The organism is Bacillus sp. 0209A (assembly GCF_036765095.1).
In the GTDB taxonomy this organism is placed as follows: Bacteria; Bacillota; Bacilli; order Bacillales; family Bacillaceae; genus Bacillus; species Bacillus subtilis_G.
On record NZ_JBAIZV010000007.1, the window covers coordinates 72,858 to 89,415 of the forward strand.

General features: G+C 45.1%; 16 protein-coding genes. 2 read left to right on the top strand and 14 right to left on the bottom strand.

Annotation, left to right across the window (positions count from 1 at the left end; genetic code table 11):
* Nucleotide 1: 1 nt before the first annotated feature.
* The 6 genes from V6D44_RS19345 to V6D44_RS19370 all read right to left on the bottom strand — a co-directional run bounded on the left by V6D44_RS19345 (nt 2) and on the right by V6D44_RS19370 (nt 5,170).
* On the bottom strand, nt 2–1,312 hold the full coding sequence (locus tag V6D44_RS19345; RefSeq protein WP_087993181.1) for a phosphoribosyltransferase family protein: 1,311 nt from the start codon (nt 1,310–1,312) through the stop codon (nt 2–4).
* Nucleotides 1,302–2,462 (bottom strand): HpcH/HpaI aldolase/citrate lyase family protein, encoded by a 1,161-nt coding sequence (locus V6D44_RS19350; RefSeq protein ID WP_087993180.1) that lies wholly within the window; start codon nt 2,460–2,462, stop codon nt 1,302–1,304. Before V6D44_RS19350 ends, V6D44_RS19345 begins: the two co-directional genes overlap by 11 nt.
* A 61-nt stretch (nt 2,463–2,523) precedes the next feature.
* Nucleotides 2,524–3,297 (bottom strand): TerC family protein, encoded by a 774-nt coding sequence (locus V6D44_RS19355; protein ID WP_087993119.1) that lies wholly within the window; start codon nt 3,295–3,297, stop codon nt 2,524–2,526.
* Nucleotides 3,298–3,348: 51 nt separating this feature from the next.
* Nucleotides 3,349–3,927, bottom strand: a complete 579-nt coding sequence (locus V6D44_RS19360) for a TerD family protein (RefSeq protein ID WP_202328692.1) — start codon at nt 3,925–3,927, stop codon at nt 3,349–3,351.
* A 35-nt stretch (nt 3,928–3,962) separates the two neighbouring features.
* The gene (locus V6D44_RS19365) at nt 3,963–4,544 is read right to left on the bottom strand and encodes a TerD family protein (protein WP_087993117.1); all 582 of its coding nucleotides are present in this window, start codon (nt 4,542–4,544) and stop codon (nt 3,963–3,965) included.
* A 23-nt stretch (nt 4,545–4,567) separates the two neighbouring features.
* Nucleotides 4,568–5,170, bottom strand: coding sequence for a TerD family protein (locus V6D44_RS19370; protein ID WP_253268799.1), 603 nt, complete (start codon nt 5,168–5,170; stop codon nt 4,568–4,570).
* A gap of 286 nt (nt 5,171–5,456) precedes the next feature.
* Between V6D44_RS19370 and V6D44_RS19375 the strand changes: the two genes are divergently transcribed.
* Nucleotides 5,457–6,452: an LLM class flavin-dependent oxidoreductase gene (locus V6D44_RS19375; protein WP_087993115.1), complete on the top strand. Its 996-nt coding sequence runs from the start codon at nt 5,457–5,459 to the stop codon at nt 6,450–6,452.
* Between the two features lie 38 nt (nt 6,453–6,490).
* Here V6D44_RS19375 and znuB read toward each other — a convergent pair whose 3' ends face one another.
* The 6 genes from znuB to rapJ all read right to left on the bottom strand — a co-directional run bounded on the left by znuB (nt 6,491) and on the right by rapJ (nt 12,929).
* On the bottom strand, nt 6,491–7,333 hold the full coding sequence (gene znuB / locus V6D44_RS19380; RefSeq protein WP_087993114.1) for a zinc ABC transporter permease ZnuB: 843 nt from the start codon (nt 7,331–7,333) through the stop codon (nt 6,491–6,493).
* Entirely contained in the window at nt 7,291–7,986 is a 696-nt protein-coding gene (gene znuC, locus V6D44_RS19385; RefSeq protein ID WP_087993113.1) for a zinc ABC transporter ATP-binding protein ZnuC, read from the bottom strand. Before znuC ends, znuB begins: the two co-directional genes overlap by 43 nt.
* Nucleotides 7,987–8,040: 54 nt before the next feature.
* Nucleotides 8,041–9,021, bottom strand: coding sequence for a metal ABC transporter substrate-binding protein (locus V6D44_RS19390; RefSeq protein ID WP_333516821.1), 981 nt, complete (start codon nt 9,019–9,021; stop codon nt 8,041–8,043).
* A gap of 186 nt (nt 9,022–9,207) precedes the next feature.
* Complete coding sequence (locus tag V6D44_RS19395) at nt 9,208–10,899, bottom strand: glycoside hydrolase family 13 protein (protein ID WP_333516822.1); 1,692 nt, start codon at nt 10,897–10,899, stop codon at nt 9,208–9,210.
* 24 nt (nt 10,900–10,923) lie between these two features.
* Nucleotides 10,924–11,700 carry an SDR family oxidoreductase gene (locus tag V6D44_RS19400; protein WP_087993110.1) on the bottom strand — a complete coding sequence of 259 codons (777 nt, stop codon included), beginning with the start codon at nt 11,698–11,700 and terminating at the stop codon, nt 10,924–10,926.
* A 107-nt stretch (nt 11,701–11,807) separates the two neighbouring features.
* A complete protein-coding gene (gene rapJ / locus V6D44_RS19405; RefSeq protein ID WP_202328679.1) occupies nt 11,808–12,929 on the bottom strand; it encodes a response regulator aspartate phosphatase in 1,122 nt (373 codons plus the stop codon).
* A 122-nt stretch (nt 12,930–13,051) separates the two neighbouring features.
* Between rapJ and V6D44_RS19410 the strand changes: the two genes are divergently transcribed.
* Nucleotides 13,052–13,555: a M15 family metallopeptidase gene (locus tag V6D44_RS19410; RefSeq protein WP_087993108.1), complete on the top strand. Its 504-nt coding sequence runs from the start codon at nt 13,052–13,054 to the stop codon at nt 13,553–13,555.
* Nucleotides 13,556–13,561: 6 nt separating this feature from the next.
* Here V6D44_RS19410 and V6D44_RS19415 read toward each other — a convergent pair whose 3' ends face one another.
* Together V6D44_RS19415 and V6D44_RS19420 are read right to left on the bottom strand one after the other, a co-directional pair.
* Entirely contained in the window at nt 13,562–14,923 is a 1,362-nt protein-coding gene (locus V6D44_RS19415) for a YcdB/YcdC domain-containing protein (RefSeq protein WP_202328677.1), read from the bottom strand.
* Between the two features lie 187 nt (nt 14,924–15,110).
* Nucleotides 15,111–16,490, bottom strand: coding sequence for a YcdB/YcdC domain-containing protein (locus tag V6D44_RS19420; protein WP_253269142.1), 1,380 nt, complete (start codon nt 16,488–16,490; stop codon nt 15,111–15,113).
* Between the last annotated feature and the right edge of the window lie 68 nt (nt 16,491–16,558).

Sequence of the window (16,558 nt, forward strand, 5' to 3'; positions counted from 1 at the left end):
ATCACGCCTTTCCTGAGAGAGTTACAATGTGGATATGAGGCACTTCTTTTTCTTTGAAAATATCAAAAATCGGCTGTAACGCCTCATCCGAAACGTTCTTTTCCAGACAGAAAAAGACTTCGTCATACGCTCCGGCAGGAAGGTTATAGACAAAATGGCGAACCGCCTCATCTTCCGGATTCATAAATGAATAACCGTTTTGCACGGCATAACCTTGTTTTGCAACCGGGTGAATCGGACTGCGCGTGGTAGAGTGATAGGAAACCGAACCGCCAAGCTTTGAGGCGATTTTCATTGGCAGATACATCAGCTCTCCCGTTCCAAGCACGAGTGTTCTTTTGCCCTTCCGATATTGTTCGATGTAAAGCGCTGCTTGGCGGCAAGCTTCGTGAACAGCCTTTCGCTCAGACGGCTTTACGCCGAATCGCCCTGTTTCTTTCACGTAAGAATGAACGTTTGCGGATGTTTCCGGCTGATAAGGAACGGATGTGAAGAAATCCGATATATCAATGTCCGTTCTGTTTATCGCTGTTCCTTGCGGCTTCGGGCTGTAGTTGCAGGAGGACTCGGACAACGGCACACCCTTAAAGGAAATCCGCCCTGATAATAAAGCAACGGTTGAAATTGTGACGCCTAATTCCCGTTCAGCCTCTGCGTATGCCTTCTTATGCTCCTCCGTCCGCCAATCCAATAAAGACAGGACAGCGTATTCTTTGCGCGGAAATTTGGATTGGATATCCCGAATCATATGTAATGCGGTTTTCCCTGTGGTGATTTCATCATCTACAAGAAGAATCGGACAGCTGTTGTTCATCATATCTGGTTCTGCGTAACACAGCTGATCAGTGGCATGGGAATGCTCTTCCACAAATGTGATCGAAGGCTCTGTGTTTCGGATCTGTTCACGTGTTGTATGGACAAACGACGCTTGTTCAATGCAATCATAAACCGCGTGTCCAAGCGCCGTCGCCGTTTCCGCAAACCCGATTACAAGCGGCGCTTCGTCCAGTGTAACAGGGTGCTGTTGAAGCGTTTGATAAGCAGCTTGAAGCTCGCTTTCCGTTTCTGAAAGAAGTCCGTTCAAGATCTCGTTTTTTTCCTTTAGCTCCTGTCCGGTTTTCCGCTCAGCGTATTCCAAGGCAAGCAGCCCGGACGCTAAAAGCGGCTTCAGCGGGTGAACCGGGATATGTTTGCCCAGCACTTTGCTGACAAATAAAAAGCCCCTTTTTTTATTCACTCTTGCCGCCATCTCGAATAATGCTTGTTCAGGTATGAAAAGCGGGTTGTCTGTGACCGACAGATCAACCGCCATATTGTCCAATATTTGAAGGGTTTTGCTGTTCGTTGAGCAAATCGGTGAAAGATCGGTTTTCATGATACACCCCATAAATTTCTGATTTTAATAAGATTTTTTCAGCCCATTTCATATGAGGCTTGATTTCATTCATTTTGTTAGAAAAATGGCTTTTCATCACGCCGATTGAACCGTTTCCGTGATGAATAATGCTTAACGCATCCATATAGTCTTCCTTTGTTACAACATACAGGCTGTTTACAATTTTGAGATGGGTCGGATGAATGACCGTTTTTCCGTGAATGCCGTTGGCGATGTCAAGTTCGGTTTCCTTCACCAAACCTTTTACATACTCATTCAGCTCAACTGGCGGGTGCGCCGATAGCAGATGGGGCTTTTGCGATGCCTGAAAATACTCCCATACAGGGCCTGAAATAACGAACTCCCGGCCGAAGTAATTGATGATATCTGACATAAAGTCCGCAATCATACGGATATCATATATCGTTTGCTCCGACTTTCTTCTGATGCCGTATAATCCGCATAAATCAGTCGCACCGATCCGCACATTTAAGATCAAGTCCTGATGCTGATGCAAAATCATACTCATTTCAGACAAAGCAGCAGCCCTTGTCTCTTTCATTAACAAATCGGGTGTTTCCAATATCGGCATGCCGTAAAGCGGCACCGTCATGTCACCGGATATGCCTTCAAGTGCTTCAACATAGTCACGGGCGTTTTCCGCTGAGAATTTTGGGAAGACAAATCCTGTTAACAAATGGAGTGCAGGTTTCAGGGTATCGGCTAATTGCAGCAGCTGTTTCGGAGACCGTACACGCACAAACATAAACGGGAGATGGTCCGGCTTTATCTTGCGGTGCTGGATCGCCTGCTCAATCAACTCTAATTGGCGGCTCACATTATGTTCAGCCCGCTTGACCTCATGATCTCCAATCGCATCCTCCAGACAGAAAACAATAGATGATAAATCCTCATATTTGTGTTCCGTTATCATCGCCGCTATGTCCGGGCGGGTTGCCGGCATATATAATACGGCCCCCAGTGCGTGCTCAAGCAGCTTCTTAGGCGCCTCTTTCGTGACCTGTTTCGGCGCTTGATAAAATACATTTTCTTCTTGATGTGTTGATAAATAGTGGAAATACCGCACACACGTCACCTCTTTTCTGTAACAAAAAAGGAAGGACATAAACCTCCCTCCTTGTTTTGTTTTATTCTTCTTTTGACGCGGCTGTCTGTTCGCGCACTTGCTTTTGTTTGTTGATATAGTGAATGATAAATGTAATCGCAAAAGCAGCGATAATGATAATGAAGAATACAGAGTGCGGCATTTCGTAATGGAAGGCACTCCCGGCCATTTTCAGCGCGATAATTCCGATTAACACGAATGCTGTGTTTTCCAGCTCAGGAATTTTATCAATCAGTACAAGGAATACTTTTGCCACTGTACGCATCATTAATATACCGAGCATACCGCCGACCAGAAGCACCCATACTTTTTCAGATACCGCAAATGCGGCCAGAATGCTGTCCACAGAGAAGGCAAGGTCCATCAATTCAACTGAAATAACAGTCGCCCAGAAAATACCGAACGTGCGGACCATCCAAGAGTTTTTCTTCATGCCGTCCGTTTCCTCATCTTTTTCGCCGATCCAGAAGTGCTTAATGACGAGCCAAGCCAGATAAAGCGCGCCAAGCACCTTGATCCACCAAAACTTGATGAGGAGCATACCGAGCCCGATAAAAATAAACCTGAAAATATAAGCTCCAAATAAACCATACGTTAACGCTTTTTTCCGCTGTTTTTCCGGCAGGTGTTTGACCATCACCGCAAGAACAAGCGCGTTATCGGCCGATAAAAGGCCTTCCAAAACAACAAGAGAACCAATCAGACCCCAGGAAACAGGATCAGACAACACTTCCCCCCACATTTTCCAATCGAAAAATGAAGCATACGTAGACATGATATGATGTAAAAAGTCCAAATTTTTTCCTCCTATTAATTGAAAACGGTGACTTCTCTATTTGTCACTCGCTTACACTTGCAAACCGTAGTTCCGGCACAATGCAGCCAGCCCGCCGGAAAAACCGCTGCCGATCGCATTGAATTTCCACTCCTCGCCGTGTCTGTAAAGCTCACAAACGACAACGGCTGTCTCAATAGAGAAATCTTCTCCCAAGTCGAAGCGAAGAAGTTCATTCTGCGTCTCTTCGTCCACAACGCGTACAAACGCATTGGAAACTTGTCCGAAGTTTTGGCTGCGTGCTTCAGCGTCGTGAATGGTCACTGTGATACCTATTTTCTCAATGTGAGCAGGGATTTTTGAAAAATCAACGATGAGCTGCTCATCATCTCCGTCACCTTCACCCGTGCGGTTGTCACCCGTATGGATGACACCGCCGCTCGGATGCTCAAGGTTATTATAGAAGACGAAATCGAGATCATTCACGCAGTTGTCATGCGCATCAACTAAAAAAGCTGAAGCATCCAGGTCAAAATCGTCTCCGCCTGAGTACTTATTTGTATCCCAGCCTAAACCGATCACCGCTTTTGTGAGTCCCGGATTTGTTTTCGTTAAATCAACACGCTGTCCTTTTGCTAATTGAATAGCCATACTGCCTCTCTCCTTTCTGCTCTTCGTAATCTGTCCTAACCAACTTGCAAGCCGAAGTCTGTTGCGATACGGGCAAGACCGCCTTGGTAGCCTGAGCCGATAGCGGAGAATTTCCACTCTCCGTTATGCCGGTAAAGCTCTCCAGCGATAATTGCTGTTTCAATAGAGAAATCTTCCGCCAGATCGTAACGGATGAGCTCTTCATTTGTTTCTTCATTGACGATGCGAACGAACGCGTTTGACACTTGTCCAAAGTTTTGGCTGCGCGCTTCTGCTTCGTGAATCGTGATGACAAATGAGATTTTGTCGATATTGGCAGGTACGGCGCTGAGATTCACTTTTACATTCTCATCATCGCCTTCACCAAGACCTGTCAGGTTATCGCCTGAATGAACGACTGAACCATTGCCGCCTTCAAGCTGGTTGTAGAAAATAAAATCATTTTGAGATGCGCATTTTCCAGACGCATCTAAAAGAAATACACTTGAGTCAAGGTCAAAGTCATGTCCGCCGTCATACTTATTCGTATCCCAGCCTAAACCGACAACAACCTTTGAAAGACCTGGATTCGTTTTTGTTAAATCTACTTTTTGTCCTTTTGCCAATGAAATTGCCATGTTTCATCCACTCCTTTTTTCTTTTATACGTATTTGCTGATAATATCTTCTAATCTCGTATCGTTTGTGCCTTCACCGATCGCCGCGAATTTCCACTCGCCGTCCTGGCGGTAGATTTCAGCCGTAATTAAGCTTGTTCTGCCGGCATAATTGTCTTTTAAATTGTATTTGAGCATTTCTTCATTTTTAGATTGATCGACCACACGGATAAACGCATTTTGAATCATGCCGAAATCTTGTTTTCTTCTGACACAATCATAAATATTAACAACAAATACAAGCCTGTCGATATTTGCAGGCACTTTTTCCAAATCTATCATAATTTGTTCGTCATCACCCGCACCGTCGCCTGTCAGGTTATCGCCTGTATGTTTGACACCGCCGCAGCGGCTTTTCAGGTTGCCGAAATAGATGATATTTTTCTTATCGGTGAATTTGCCGTTTTCGAGCATCAATACTGAAGCGTCACAGTCGACATTGGGTCCGCCCCCGCCGAGCAGCTTTCCGAAAAAACCGCCTCCGCCTGATGAAACCGGGTCCCAGCCGAGACCGACCATCAATTTTGATAAGCCCGCTTTTCCTTTTGTTAAATCAATACGCTGTCCTTTTTCTAAAGAAATCGCCACACGATTCACTCCTAATCATCAAGATGTGAATATAGTCACATTTATTTTTACGTACAAAGGGAAGATGAGTATGCCGTAAATTATTAATAGATACGTTTGTTATTATAGCAAAGTTTCATAAAAGTTAAGAATAATTGACGAAAATCCTCGAAAAAAACTTCCATATTTGATGTGATTTTTGCAAATCATATGAATTGTGATTCTAAAACAAACCATTTGACGTGAGCGAGTCATTTTGCCTATTCTTGTGTCACATTCTAAAAACAGACAGAAAGGAAGCGGCCTTTTGATTCATTTCAGCATACTAGACCAGGCACCTGTTTCTAAAGGAGAAAGCCCTGTGACAACTCTTCAGCATTCGGTTGAGCTTGCCCAATTAAGCGAACAGTGGGGCTATAAGCGTTATTGGTTTGCCGAACATCACAGCACGAAAGGACTGGCAAGCACGGCGCCGGAAATTATGATCGCCCGCATCGCGGCACAGACAAACACGATCCGTGTCGGGTCAGGCGGCGTGCTGCTGCCCCAGTACAGCCCGTTTAAAGTGGCCGAAACCTTTCGCCAGCTTGAGGCCCTGTATCCCAACCGGATTGACCTCGGTGTCGGGCGTTCCCCCGGCGGCACGACAAAAACCCGCCTTGCGCTAACGGACGGGGTGAAAAAAAGCTTAACCGATTTCAACAGACAACTGCAGGATGTCTCTTATTTTCTCACGAATTCGCTTCCTGCCGGGCATCCGTATGCCGGAATCAAAGCGGCGCCGCTTATTGACACTGCACCGGAGCTATGGGTGCTCGGTCTCGGTGAAAACAGCGCAAGACGCGCGGCGCATCAGGGGATTGGATATGTATTTGGGCATTTCATTAACCCCGAGCGAGGAGAAAATGCATTTCGTGTTTACCGGGAAAACTTTCGGCCGTCAGCTCATTTCTCGTCTCCGGCCGCATTGTTTACGATTTTTGTCATTTGCGCAAAAACAGATGAGGAGGCAGAAGAGCTCGCGTTAAGCCAGGATTTATGGCTTCTTCGCGTCGGAAAAGGCTTGGACAGCCGCGTGCCGAGCAGCGGGGAAGCAAAAGCGTATCCCTACACAGAGTCCGATAAAAAGCTCATAGAAGAAAACAGAAAGCGAATGGTGATCGGTTCTCCAAACACTGTCAAACAGCAGCTTTTAGAGCTCACAGACCGTTATGAAACAAATGAAATCATGGTTCTTTGCAATGTGTTTGATTTTGAGGCGAAAAAGGAATCATATGAGCGTCTTGCCGGGTTGTTTCTATAAAAAAAGCAGTTTTTCCGATGGAAAAACTGCTTTTCGTGTTACCGGCGCCCTTTTTTACGCAGGGCTTCTTTTTTGATAAACGTCCAAACTCCCTGAACCGCGAATCCAATCAAAAGCAGAACGATCAAAAGCAGGGTAATAGACGGCCCTGGCGGCGTTCCGAGCTGATAAGATGATGTCAGTCCCATAAAAACGCTGAATAACGAAATGAGTATAGCTGCGATAAATACCATGTTAAAGCCTTTTGCAATTCTAATGGCGAATGCTGCCGGCAATACGAGCAGGGCTGATACAAGAAGAACCCCGATGATCGGAATAATGACTGAGATCGCCAGCCCTGTGACGATACTGAATGACATCGACAGGACGTTTGTATTGATTCCGGACGTTTTTGCTGTTGCTTCATCAAACGTCAGCAGGTAGAGCGGTCTTCTCAGTACGATAAAGTAAAGCAGGATCAGCAGTGTAATGATGCCGATAATATAGACCTGCTGCTGGTTTACGGTCACGAGCGATCCAAATAGGTATTGGTCAATGCTCATATTGGCTGTGCCTTTTGAAAGGCTGATTAAAAACATCGCGAAGGACAAACCAGCCGCCATTAAGATGGCAATGGACACTTCTGAATATGTCCGGTATGCCCGCCGCATGTATTCAATCCCGATTGCGCCGACGGTCACGACGACGATGCTCGCCGCGGTAATATTGGTGCTGAGAAAAAAGCCGATGGCCACACCTGACAATGAAATATGTGATAGTGTGTCAGCCATTAAGGCCTGTCTTCTGAGAACGAGATAAACCCCTAAAATCGGGGCCATGATGGCGATCATGCCGCCTGCTAGAAAAGCTCGTCGCATGAATTCCAAGTCAAACATTTCCATCCGCCTTTTTCTCCTCTCTCTAATCGAATTACTTTATCTAAAAATTGCTGCACTTCATTTTGTTCATGAGTGACCATCACAACTGTGCGGTTGTGATTTTTCACGAGATGGTGCATAAATTCGTAAAATCCTTTTCTGCTGTCATAGTCAACGGCTGTTGTCGGTTCGTCCAGCATTAAGAGATCCGGATTGCTGGCAAGCATTCTTGCGATACAGATTTTCTGCTTCTGTCCGCCTGATAAGTCGCCGATTTTCCGCTCGCGGAGCTCCCACATTTCCACCATTTTCAACGCTTTTTCCACTTCGATATGATCTTCTTCATTTAAACGTTTAAACCATTTCCCTTTTGTGTATCGGCCTGACTGCACAAGCTCCAGCACCGTACTTGGAAAACCGGCATTAAATGAAGAAATTTGCTGCGGGACGTAGCCTATCGTCAGGCGTTTTCCTTCTGTATTCCTTTTACTGATCGTCACCGTGCCTTCCCACGGTTTCAGCATGCCGAGCATGACTTTCATAAGCGTCGATTTAGCGGCGCCGTTTGGGCCCGTGATGCCGACAAACTCACCGCTTTCAATATCAAGTGATACTTTATCCAAAACAGGCGTATGGGAATAGCCGAAAACGATATCTTTCAATGAGACGAGATTCATGTCAATCTTCCTTTCTCACAAAGAAATAGTGTGCACCCTCCGGCGCACACTATCTTATGATTTATCCAATAGTGAATCTTTAAGGGCATCGAGGTTTTGTTTCATAATGTCGATATACCCTAAACCTTTATCTTGTTCTTCTTTGCTTAAGCCCTCCAGTGTATTGAGCACTTCAGTCTTTGCGCCGATTTCACTGGCCAGCGTTTCTGCGACCTTTGAGGATGCAATTTCTTCAAAGTAAATGACTTTTACGTTATGTTCTTTGGCATACGTTTTCAGTTTTGCTAAGTCGGCTGCGCTCGGTTCTTGGTCAGGCGAAAGCCCTGCAATCGGAACCTGCGTCAGACCGTATTCTTTTGCCAAATAGCTAAAAGCTGTATGCTGTGTGATGAATTCTTTCTTCACCGCTTTTTTTACGGTTGTACGATATAGTTTATCAAGATCCTGCAGTTTTGCAATATATTCTTTACTATTTTTCTCATAGTATTCTTTGTTATCCGGGTCCTGCTTTACGATCTGCGCCGTAATATTTTCAACTTCCTTCTGCGCCAGAACAGGGCTGAGCCATACGTGAGGGTCCATTGCATGGCTATGGCTGTGCTCATGCTCCTCGTGCTCTCCGTGTTCTTCATGCTCTTCGTGTTCTTCTTCTTCCGAACCTTCCATTAAATCAATGCCTTTGCTCGCGTTGACGAAAACGGCATGGCCTTGACCCATGCTTTTTTCAGCTGACGGAACCCAAGTTTCCATGTATTCACTATTATAAACGAACAAATCAGCATCTTGAATGTTGGCAATGTCTTTTGGCGTCGGTTCCCAATCATGCGGTTCAATGGAAGATGGAATTAACAAATCCACATCTCCTTTATCTTTTACAATTTGTTTCGTAAATTCATACATCGGGTAGAACGTTGTGACAATGTGCAGTTTATCACTCTTAGAATCCGCCGACCCTTTTGTTGATGAATTGCCGCATGCTGCGACTAATAAAAAGCACGCTGCAATCACAAACAAGCCGCTCCATTTTTTAAACATATCGTATATCCCCTCTTTTTCACATGAACTTTAAATCAAAATGATAACGATTTTGTAATCCTATATCATAATAAACCGAAGTCATTACGTTTTGCAAGAGTAATTTTCGTTTTGATGTTATTCTTCCCGTCTATGGGGCGAATATATGTACTTAAAAAACCCGGCTAAAAAGCCGGGCGGGCTGAGTCATTTGATTGTTTTGTCCAGAAGATATACTCTGCTCTCGTAAGGCTGAAACACCATTTCGTCAGCCAGATCACCGTTGTTTTTATAATTGCTGAGAAGCAAGGATGCCTGATCCTTTCCGCAATACTTAGGCCAACGGAAAACAGCCTGCTCTTTTGAAAAGTTATTGACCGACAAAAGCTGCTGTTTTCCATTTTCTCTCATGTATACAAACAGCTGCGGATCATCCGGAAGCAAAAGATCATAGCTTCCTTTCATGAGGTCAGCGTACTGCTTTCTCAGGCTGAACAGCTTTTTGTAGTAGGTTAAGATCGAATCAGGATCTCCCTGTGCTTCCTCCACATTGATAGTCGAGAAGTTCGGGTTGACCTTCAGCCAAGGCGTGCCGTCAGTAAATCCGGCATTCTTGCCGCTGCTCCACTGCATCGGCGTCCGGGCGTGATCCCGGCTTTTGGCTAAGATCGATCTCATCACATCTTCTGGATCATAGCCTTTTTCAAACACCCGTTTATGATACATATTGACCGTTTGGATATCTTTATAGTCCTCAATTCGGGTAAACGGCGCGTTTGTCATCCCGATTTCTTCTCCTTGATAAATATACGGCGTGCCCTTCATGAAATAAAGAACGGCGGCCAGCATTTTCGCGGATTCTTTCCGGTATTCCCCATCGTCTCCGAATCGCGACACAATCCGGGGCTGATCATGGTTGCACCAAAACAATGTATTCCACCCTTCATATTCAAGCTTCTTTTGCCATGTTGTCAAAACAGACTTTAAATCAGAAAGCTCAAGGGGCTTTACATCCCAATGTTCTTTTCCCGGCTGCTGGTCAAGCTCCATATGCTGAAAGTGAAAAATCATGTTCAGTTCATGCTTATCTGTTCCCGTATACTTCAGGCCTTCCTCCGGTGTGGCAATTCCTGCCTCTCCGACGGACATGACATCATATTGAGAAAATACTTTATCTGTCATTTCTTTTAAATAGTCATGAATTCGTTCGCCATTTGGCTGGAAAGGCTTGGGCTCTGCCTGCCGGTTGATATAGTCCTCATACGGAGGAAGATAATCTTTCTTAGAGATGAGATGGAGCTGATCAATCCGTAACCCGTCCACCCCTTTATCAAGCCAAAATCTCATCATGTCAAATACCGCTTGGCGCACCTCAGGATGTTCCCAATTTAAATCAGCTTGTTTGACGGCATTCATATGGAGATAATATTCTCCCGTGTGCTCCTCGTATTGCCAGACCGGGCATCCGTAGTCAGACACCCAGTCCGTCGGTAGGCCGTTCTTTGTGCCAGGGCGCCAAATGTAATAGCTGCGGTATTTGCTGTTTTTGTCCAGCTCCGCTTCTTTAAACCACGGGTGCTCGACCGAGGTGTGATTTAACACAAAATCCATCACTAGCTTTAATCCTCGCTGATGCACCTGGTCAAGCAGCTCGTGAAAATCGTCCATCGTTCCGTATGAATCCATAATCGTCTTATGGTCTGTCACATCATAGCCGTAATCAACATTCGGAGAAGGATAAATCGGGCAAATCCAAATCACGTCTGCTCCGAGCTCCTTTATGTAATCAAGGCGGGACATAATTCCCCGCAAATCTCCAATTCCATCTCCATTGCTGTCCTGAAAGCTTCTCGGATAAACTTGATAGACCACCGCATCCTTCCACCAGTCTGTCTTCATCCCGCAATCCCCCTGTTTTATGTTCTATTCAAGCTGAGACGGATAAATTGTCATTCCGCCATCGACGAAGAGTGTGGTGCCGGTTACATAGCTCGCTTCCTCAGAAACAAGCCAAGCCGCTGCTGCTGCCACTTCTTCCGGCTTTCCGAAGGCATTCATTGGGATTTTTTTCAATTGTTTTTGTCTGCTCTCTTCCTTTTTCGTATCCACATTTGATTCTGTGGCAATGGTGCCGGGCGCTATTGCGTTGACGCGAATTCCTTTATCCGCATAATTGAGCGCCAGCGTTTCTGTCATCATCTTGATGCCGCCTTTCGACGTGGAATACTGAACATTGACGGGGCGCGGGATCTGCTGGTGAACGCTCGAAATATTCAGCACATTGCCTTTGATGTTGTTTTTCATCATGTGGCTAAGGGCTGCTTTTGCTCCCAGAAAGGTTCCGGTGATGTTGACATCAATGACTCTCTGCCAATCTTCAAGACTCATCTCATGCGGCATAGCCTCCGCGCCGTTAAAACCCGAGTTGTTCACCAGAACATCGAGCGTGCCGAAATGGTCTAAAGCGGTGTCCAAGAGCGCCTGAATTCCTTCTTCTTTTGACACGTCCGCCTCAACTGCGACGGCTTTCCCTCCGTTATGCTTAATGATGTCCACCGTTTCATCGGCTCCAGACGGGTCGCTGTGATAATTCACAACAACATTCATTTTCTCCTGCCCGAACCGTTCCGCAATGGCTTTCCCGATTCCTTTTGAAGAACCTGTCACGATCGCTGTTTTTCCGGTTAAATCTTTATACATAAACGATATCCTCCTCTGATTTTCCATTATGCAGTGGAAAATACCCCATTTTTCCGGGTTGAAAACAGCATAAAAAAGCAGAGAACCTGTATGTTCTCTGCCATTTTCTATCGAAAACGCTGCTCAGCAAGCTTCTTTTTAATATTCATCAGCCTGCGGTAAAAGAAAGCGGCGGACTCGTAATGTTCTTGCTGATTGAAATGTTCCGCTGTATCATGCAGCAGTTCTTCAGCATCGGCAAGAAGCTGGCGGGATTCCAGCAGGTCGAAGCATTCTTCAAGCACCTTCCAGTCGCCGCTGCCAAGATAAAGCTCATGAATGAGGCGGAATTTCGTCAAGTACATGTCATCTGCCCATTCAGCAGCGCTCTTGATCCCGCGGTCATATGCTTCTGCCGCTTTGTCGTATTTTCCCTGTTTACAGTAGATATGGGTCAGTGAAAAAACGGCTTGAACGGCCTGCTGAAAGCTGTGCCTCTCAAAAATGGCGGCGGCTGTTTTGATATAGCCCTCCGCTTCATTGAAATCTCCCAGACTGTACTTACAGTGTCCGACATTGTAATGGGCAGCGGCGATCATATACGATTCTTCAAGCTGCCTCGCATGATCTAAGGCACTGCACAAGTGTATCAGCGCTTTTTCATAATGATAAACATCGGTCAAATTTCCGGCAATGATAAATTCACACTGCACGCGGCGGCGCCCGTACAGCTCATATTTCGTATAGATATCAAGCGCCTGGCTCGCATAATTCATGGAAAAATACGTTTGTTTGATGTGATAATACACTTCTGCAACCTTAAAAAGAAACTCAGCTTTTTCGATCTCATCCTCGACATACTCAAGCTTTTCCTCGGCATGTTTATAATGGTCAATCGCTAATATGAAATTTTTCTGTTTAAATTCGTACATCCCTCTGAAATAATAAAAGTAGTATTCCAATAAGCCTGTGAGTTTTTGCTGATTGCTTTCAATTTCGTTCAGCATATCAGAGAACGGAGGCTTGGTGTCGCTGTCTTTCACCGGCATCAGCTTATCCAGCATGATTCGATGCCGGAATTCCATCAAAGAAAAATATAAAAGCAAGTCCTGATTTTCTTCCATGTCTTCTAAATCGTATTCGATCTCCTGCTTTAACGCTTCTGCTTGATCTGCTTCAAATGCGCGAATGAGCTTGTACCATTCGTTTAGCTTTACTGCTACTTCCTCAGATGGAATCTTTGCTCTCATCTATCTGCCTCCTTCCTCCTGCTACTATTTATGTTATATTTTATCATAGCTGTTCTCTTTTAGAGAGAGTCAATCACTTAAAAGCGAAAACATTCAGCACATCATGAGAAAGTGAGACCGATATGAAATTATCCGCAAAAATATCCGTTATCTTATGTATTCTGTTTCTTCTTGATCTGTGTTTTAGTTATATACGAAACGAATGGCATTCTCAAAACGCCCTGCAGAATATGCCTGTCCCTTCGGATCTTCATCCGATTGTGAAACAGAACGCCGATGCTCTCAAGGCCGCAGCGGCGAAAAAAGGCATTAACGTTGTCATTACAGAAGGATTCAGGTCCTTTAAGGAACAAGACGAATTATATAAACAGGGGCGTACAAAAGAAGGGAATATTGTCACCTATGCAAGAGGAGGAGAATCGTATCATAACTATGGTTTCGCCATAGATTTCGCCCTGCAAAAAAAGGATGGCAGCATCATTTGGGACATAGAATATGACGGCAATCAAAACGGTCAATCAGATTGGGTGGAGGTTGTCGAGATTGCTAAGAAGCTCGGTTTTGAGTGGGGCGGCGACTGGAAACGATTCAAGGACTACCCCCACTTGCAGATGATTCCTGACTAGACACCCTCACAGCCTTTTCTTTTTCCTTATGTGCGCATCAATGTAGGAAGGATAAACAGGCTTATACACCAGCTTGTAATGCTGAACGCTGCCCGCTGTAAAATCAGGCTGCCATTCCAGCTTCACATCAAAAGCGGCTAAAAACGTTTCTCTCGCTTCTTGAGCTGAAACATCCGGCCTGTGATTGATTGATTCTAATTGTTCAGGATCAATATCCGGCGCCATAAAAGCATCTATCATTCCGGTTTCCGGATTGACAATGATTCGGGCAGCACCGAACCGCAGCGGCACTTCTTTATACCAGACAGAAAAATGATTGCGGATTCTCCCTCTTTCATCAATTAGGATGGGATTCACTTTGAAAAACTCAGCCGCTCTAGGATAAAGCGCATATAAAAACTGAAGCGCTGTCCTTTGGCATTCTTCTATTGAGCATTGGCGGGTGTTCCGCTGTTCCATAAAAGAGAGCGCTGCTTTTAACTTCCCTGTTGTTTTGTCCGTTTTTATTTTGATTGTGTTTTTATTTCTCGTTTCAAAATAACTCCCTATGCTTAAATCCTTCCGCTCCGGCGCAGTTCCTTCGCGCCACGTGCTTCCCATTTCTTCTCCAAAGTCCTTTTCACTGACTTTCTGCATATCAGGGGTGAAGCCCAGCATCGTATATATATCGATTTTTTCCGTGTTCTGAAGCGTCGGCAGGGGCGTCCCGTTTTCTATTCTTTCATCAGCGATATGCTGGTCGGGAACGATTTCGTCTACATCGGCGGGATAGCTGTATCCCGGCAGAATCGGTTCATACAGAAGCCTTGGTGCCTGTTCGCCATCTATGACATCGTACATCAGCCGCAAAGACATTGTATTTACGTAATGGGACACAACCTTCTCTTTTGCTACAAATTCCTTTGGAACTTCGGCTTTATGCCCTTCTCCGTAATATAAAAAATGGACAATCTGTCCGCTGCGTGTCATATCAATCAAAAAGCCTGAATTGGGAAGCGGAAGCCCCAGTTCCATTTTGGCATATATAAAACGGATGCGTTGCCCCCGTTCTTCCTTGCCCTGAAAATGAAATTTCATAAATGTGCCGGGATGGTTGGCAGCAGCAAATTGAAGAGCCTTCAGCTTCAGCTCGGCATCTGGGAGCTTTTTGTCTGCCTCGGAGCGCACGGTTGTTGAAAAGGTGAGCAAAGCGCCGTCATTTCCAAGTTCAACTGTAATGTGCTTTTCAGGATCTTTAGGGTCCTTCCAGATGAAGTACGCCTGCCCCTTTTTCTTTTGCTTTTGGTCGTAATCTTCTATCTCAAGCTCATAATGCGGCGGTACATTCCCGATTCCTTGCGCCTTCTTTTTCAGCTGTTTATTAACCAATGAAGTCATCCTTTCAAAAGAGTCTACGACAAAGAGAATCCTGTTTATTATATAAAAGGACCCTTCTTCATTTAAAGTGAAGAAAGGTCCTTTTATATTATTGTCTTTATTCTCTAATATTCTTTCTGTTACTTTCATCACACGTCATCTTATATATTTGTTGGCATTTGTATGGCCTTTTACTGTTTTACCAGACACTCATCACTGGCTCTCCTGTATGGGCTTCAATAAAACACGGATACACCGGCTTGTAGACGAGCCGGTAGCTGTTTCCTTCATCATCACGGTATTCCCTCTCCCAGCTAAGCTCAACTTTAAAATGCTTCCAGAAGATAGACTTCGCTTGTTCTGCTGAAATAGCCGGAACCGGATGAATGGTTTCCAGCTCCTTCGGGTCAATATCCGGTCCCATATAAGCGGTAATGCGGCCGGTCTGGCGGCTGACGCAGATTCTGGTCTGTCCAAACCGGAGCGGCACTCCATGACAGTGCGCTTCAAATGTAAAACCAGCGACTGCGTTATCTTCTTCATCCGGTTCGTCGTACCTGATCTTAAAATATTGATCGGCATTCGGAAATAAAGCAAACAGGAAGCGAATCGCAATTTTTTCACACTCTGCCTCAGTTACTGTCAACGGCCCTTTTTTCTCCATAAATGACATGACACTTTCGAGTTTTCCGGTATCTTTGTTATGGATGGTTTTCAGCACTTGATGAACCCGTCCTCTAAACCAGCTGTCCATGCTTTTATCCGCCGGCTGATATACAGGATCATCCGGATTCCGCCAAACAGTCCCGATTTTTCCGTCTCCCAAATCCGCTTCCCGCTCTTTGACAAACTCTTTTTCGATGCCGATCATGCTGCTTAGATCAACCTTTTCATAAATGTCTTCGAATAAAGGGAGAGGAAAGCTTTCACGCTCCCTGTCATCGTCATCAATTGCCCATTCTTCTAGAACCAAATCCGCGGGCACGGTGATGGCTCTGCATTCAGGCTCATACACCAAATGCGGCTGATCGTCCCCGTTTTTGTAAACAGAACGATTGAGAACTTCAAACAATAGGTTGAACTCCACATCCTTCTTGATAAAGGCAAGTGCCTCCTCATCATCAGCGATCCGCTTTGGTTTGATGATGCTGCCCGCTTTCCCGTAATAGCGGAAGTAAATGATCTCGCCTGATAAGGTGATATCCGCCATAAATCCGCTCATGGGAAGAGGAAGACCGTCCTCTATTTGAACATATGAAAATCTCACTTTATCGTCGGAGGTACAGTCATTTTCATCACGGACAAAGGCAGAGAGCGCTCCGGGATAATGAGTCTCGACAAATTGGCGCATGATATTCTCTAATTGCTCTTCAGACAGCCTTTTTTTGCTCTCAGGCTCAATATCACGGGAAAGTGACGTAAGCTGCCCGTCCGGATCAAGTTCCACGATAATGCCGATGTGTTCATCGTGAGGATCTATCCAACAAAAATAGGTTCTTTTTTCATCATCGCCATAATCTTCAATTTCCAGTTTTAAGTGTTCCGGAACCCGGCCGATTTCCAGTGCTTTTTGTTTCATTTCCTCTTTGTTCAACAAGACGCCCCCTCTAACTAATCAAAAAGTAATAGTCTAAAATACACAAATTT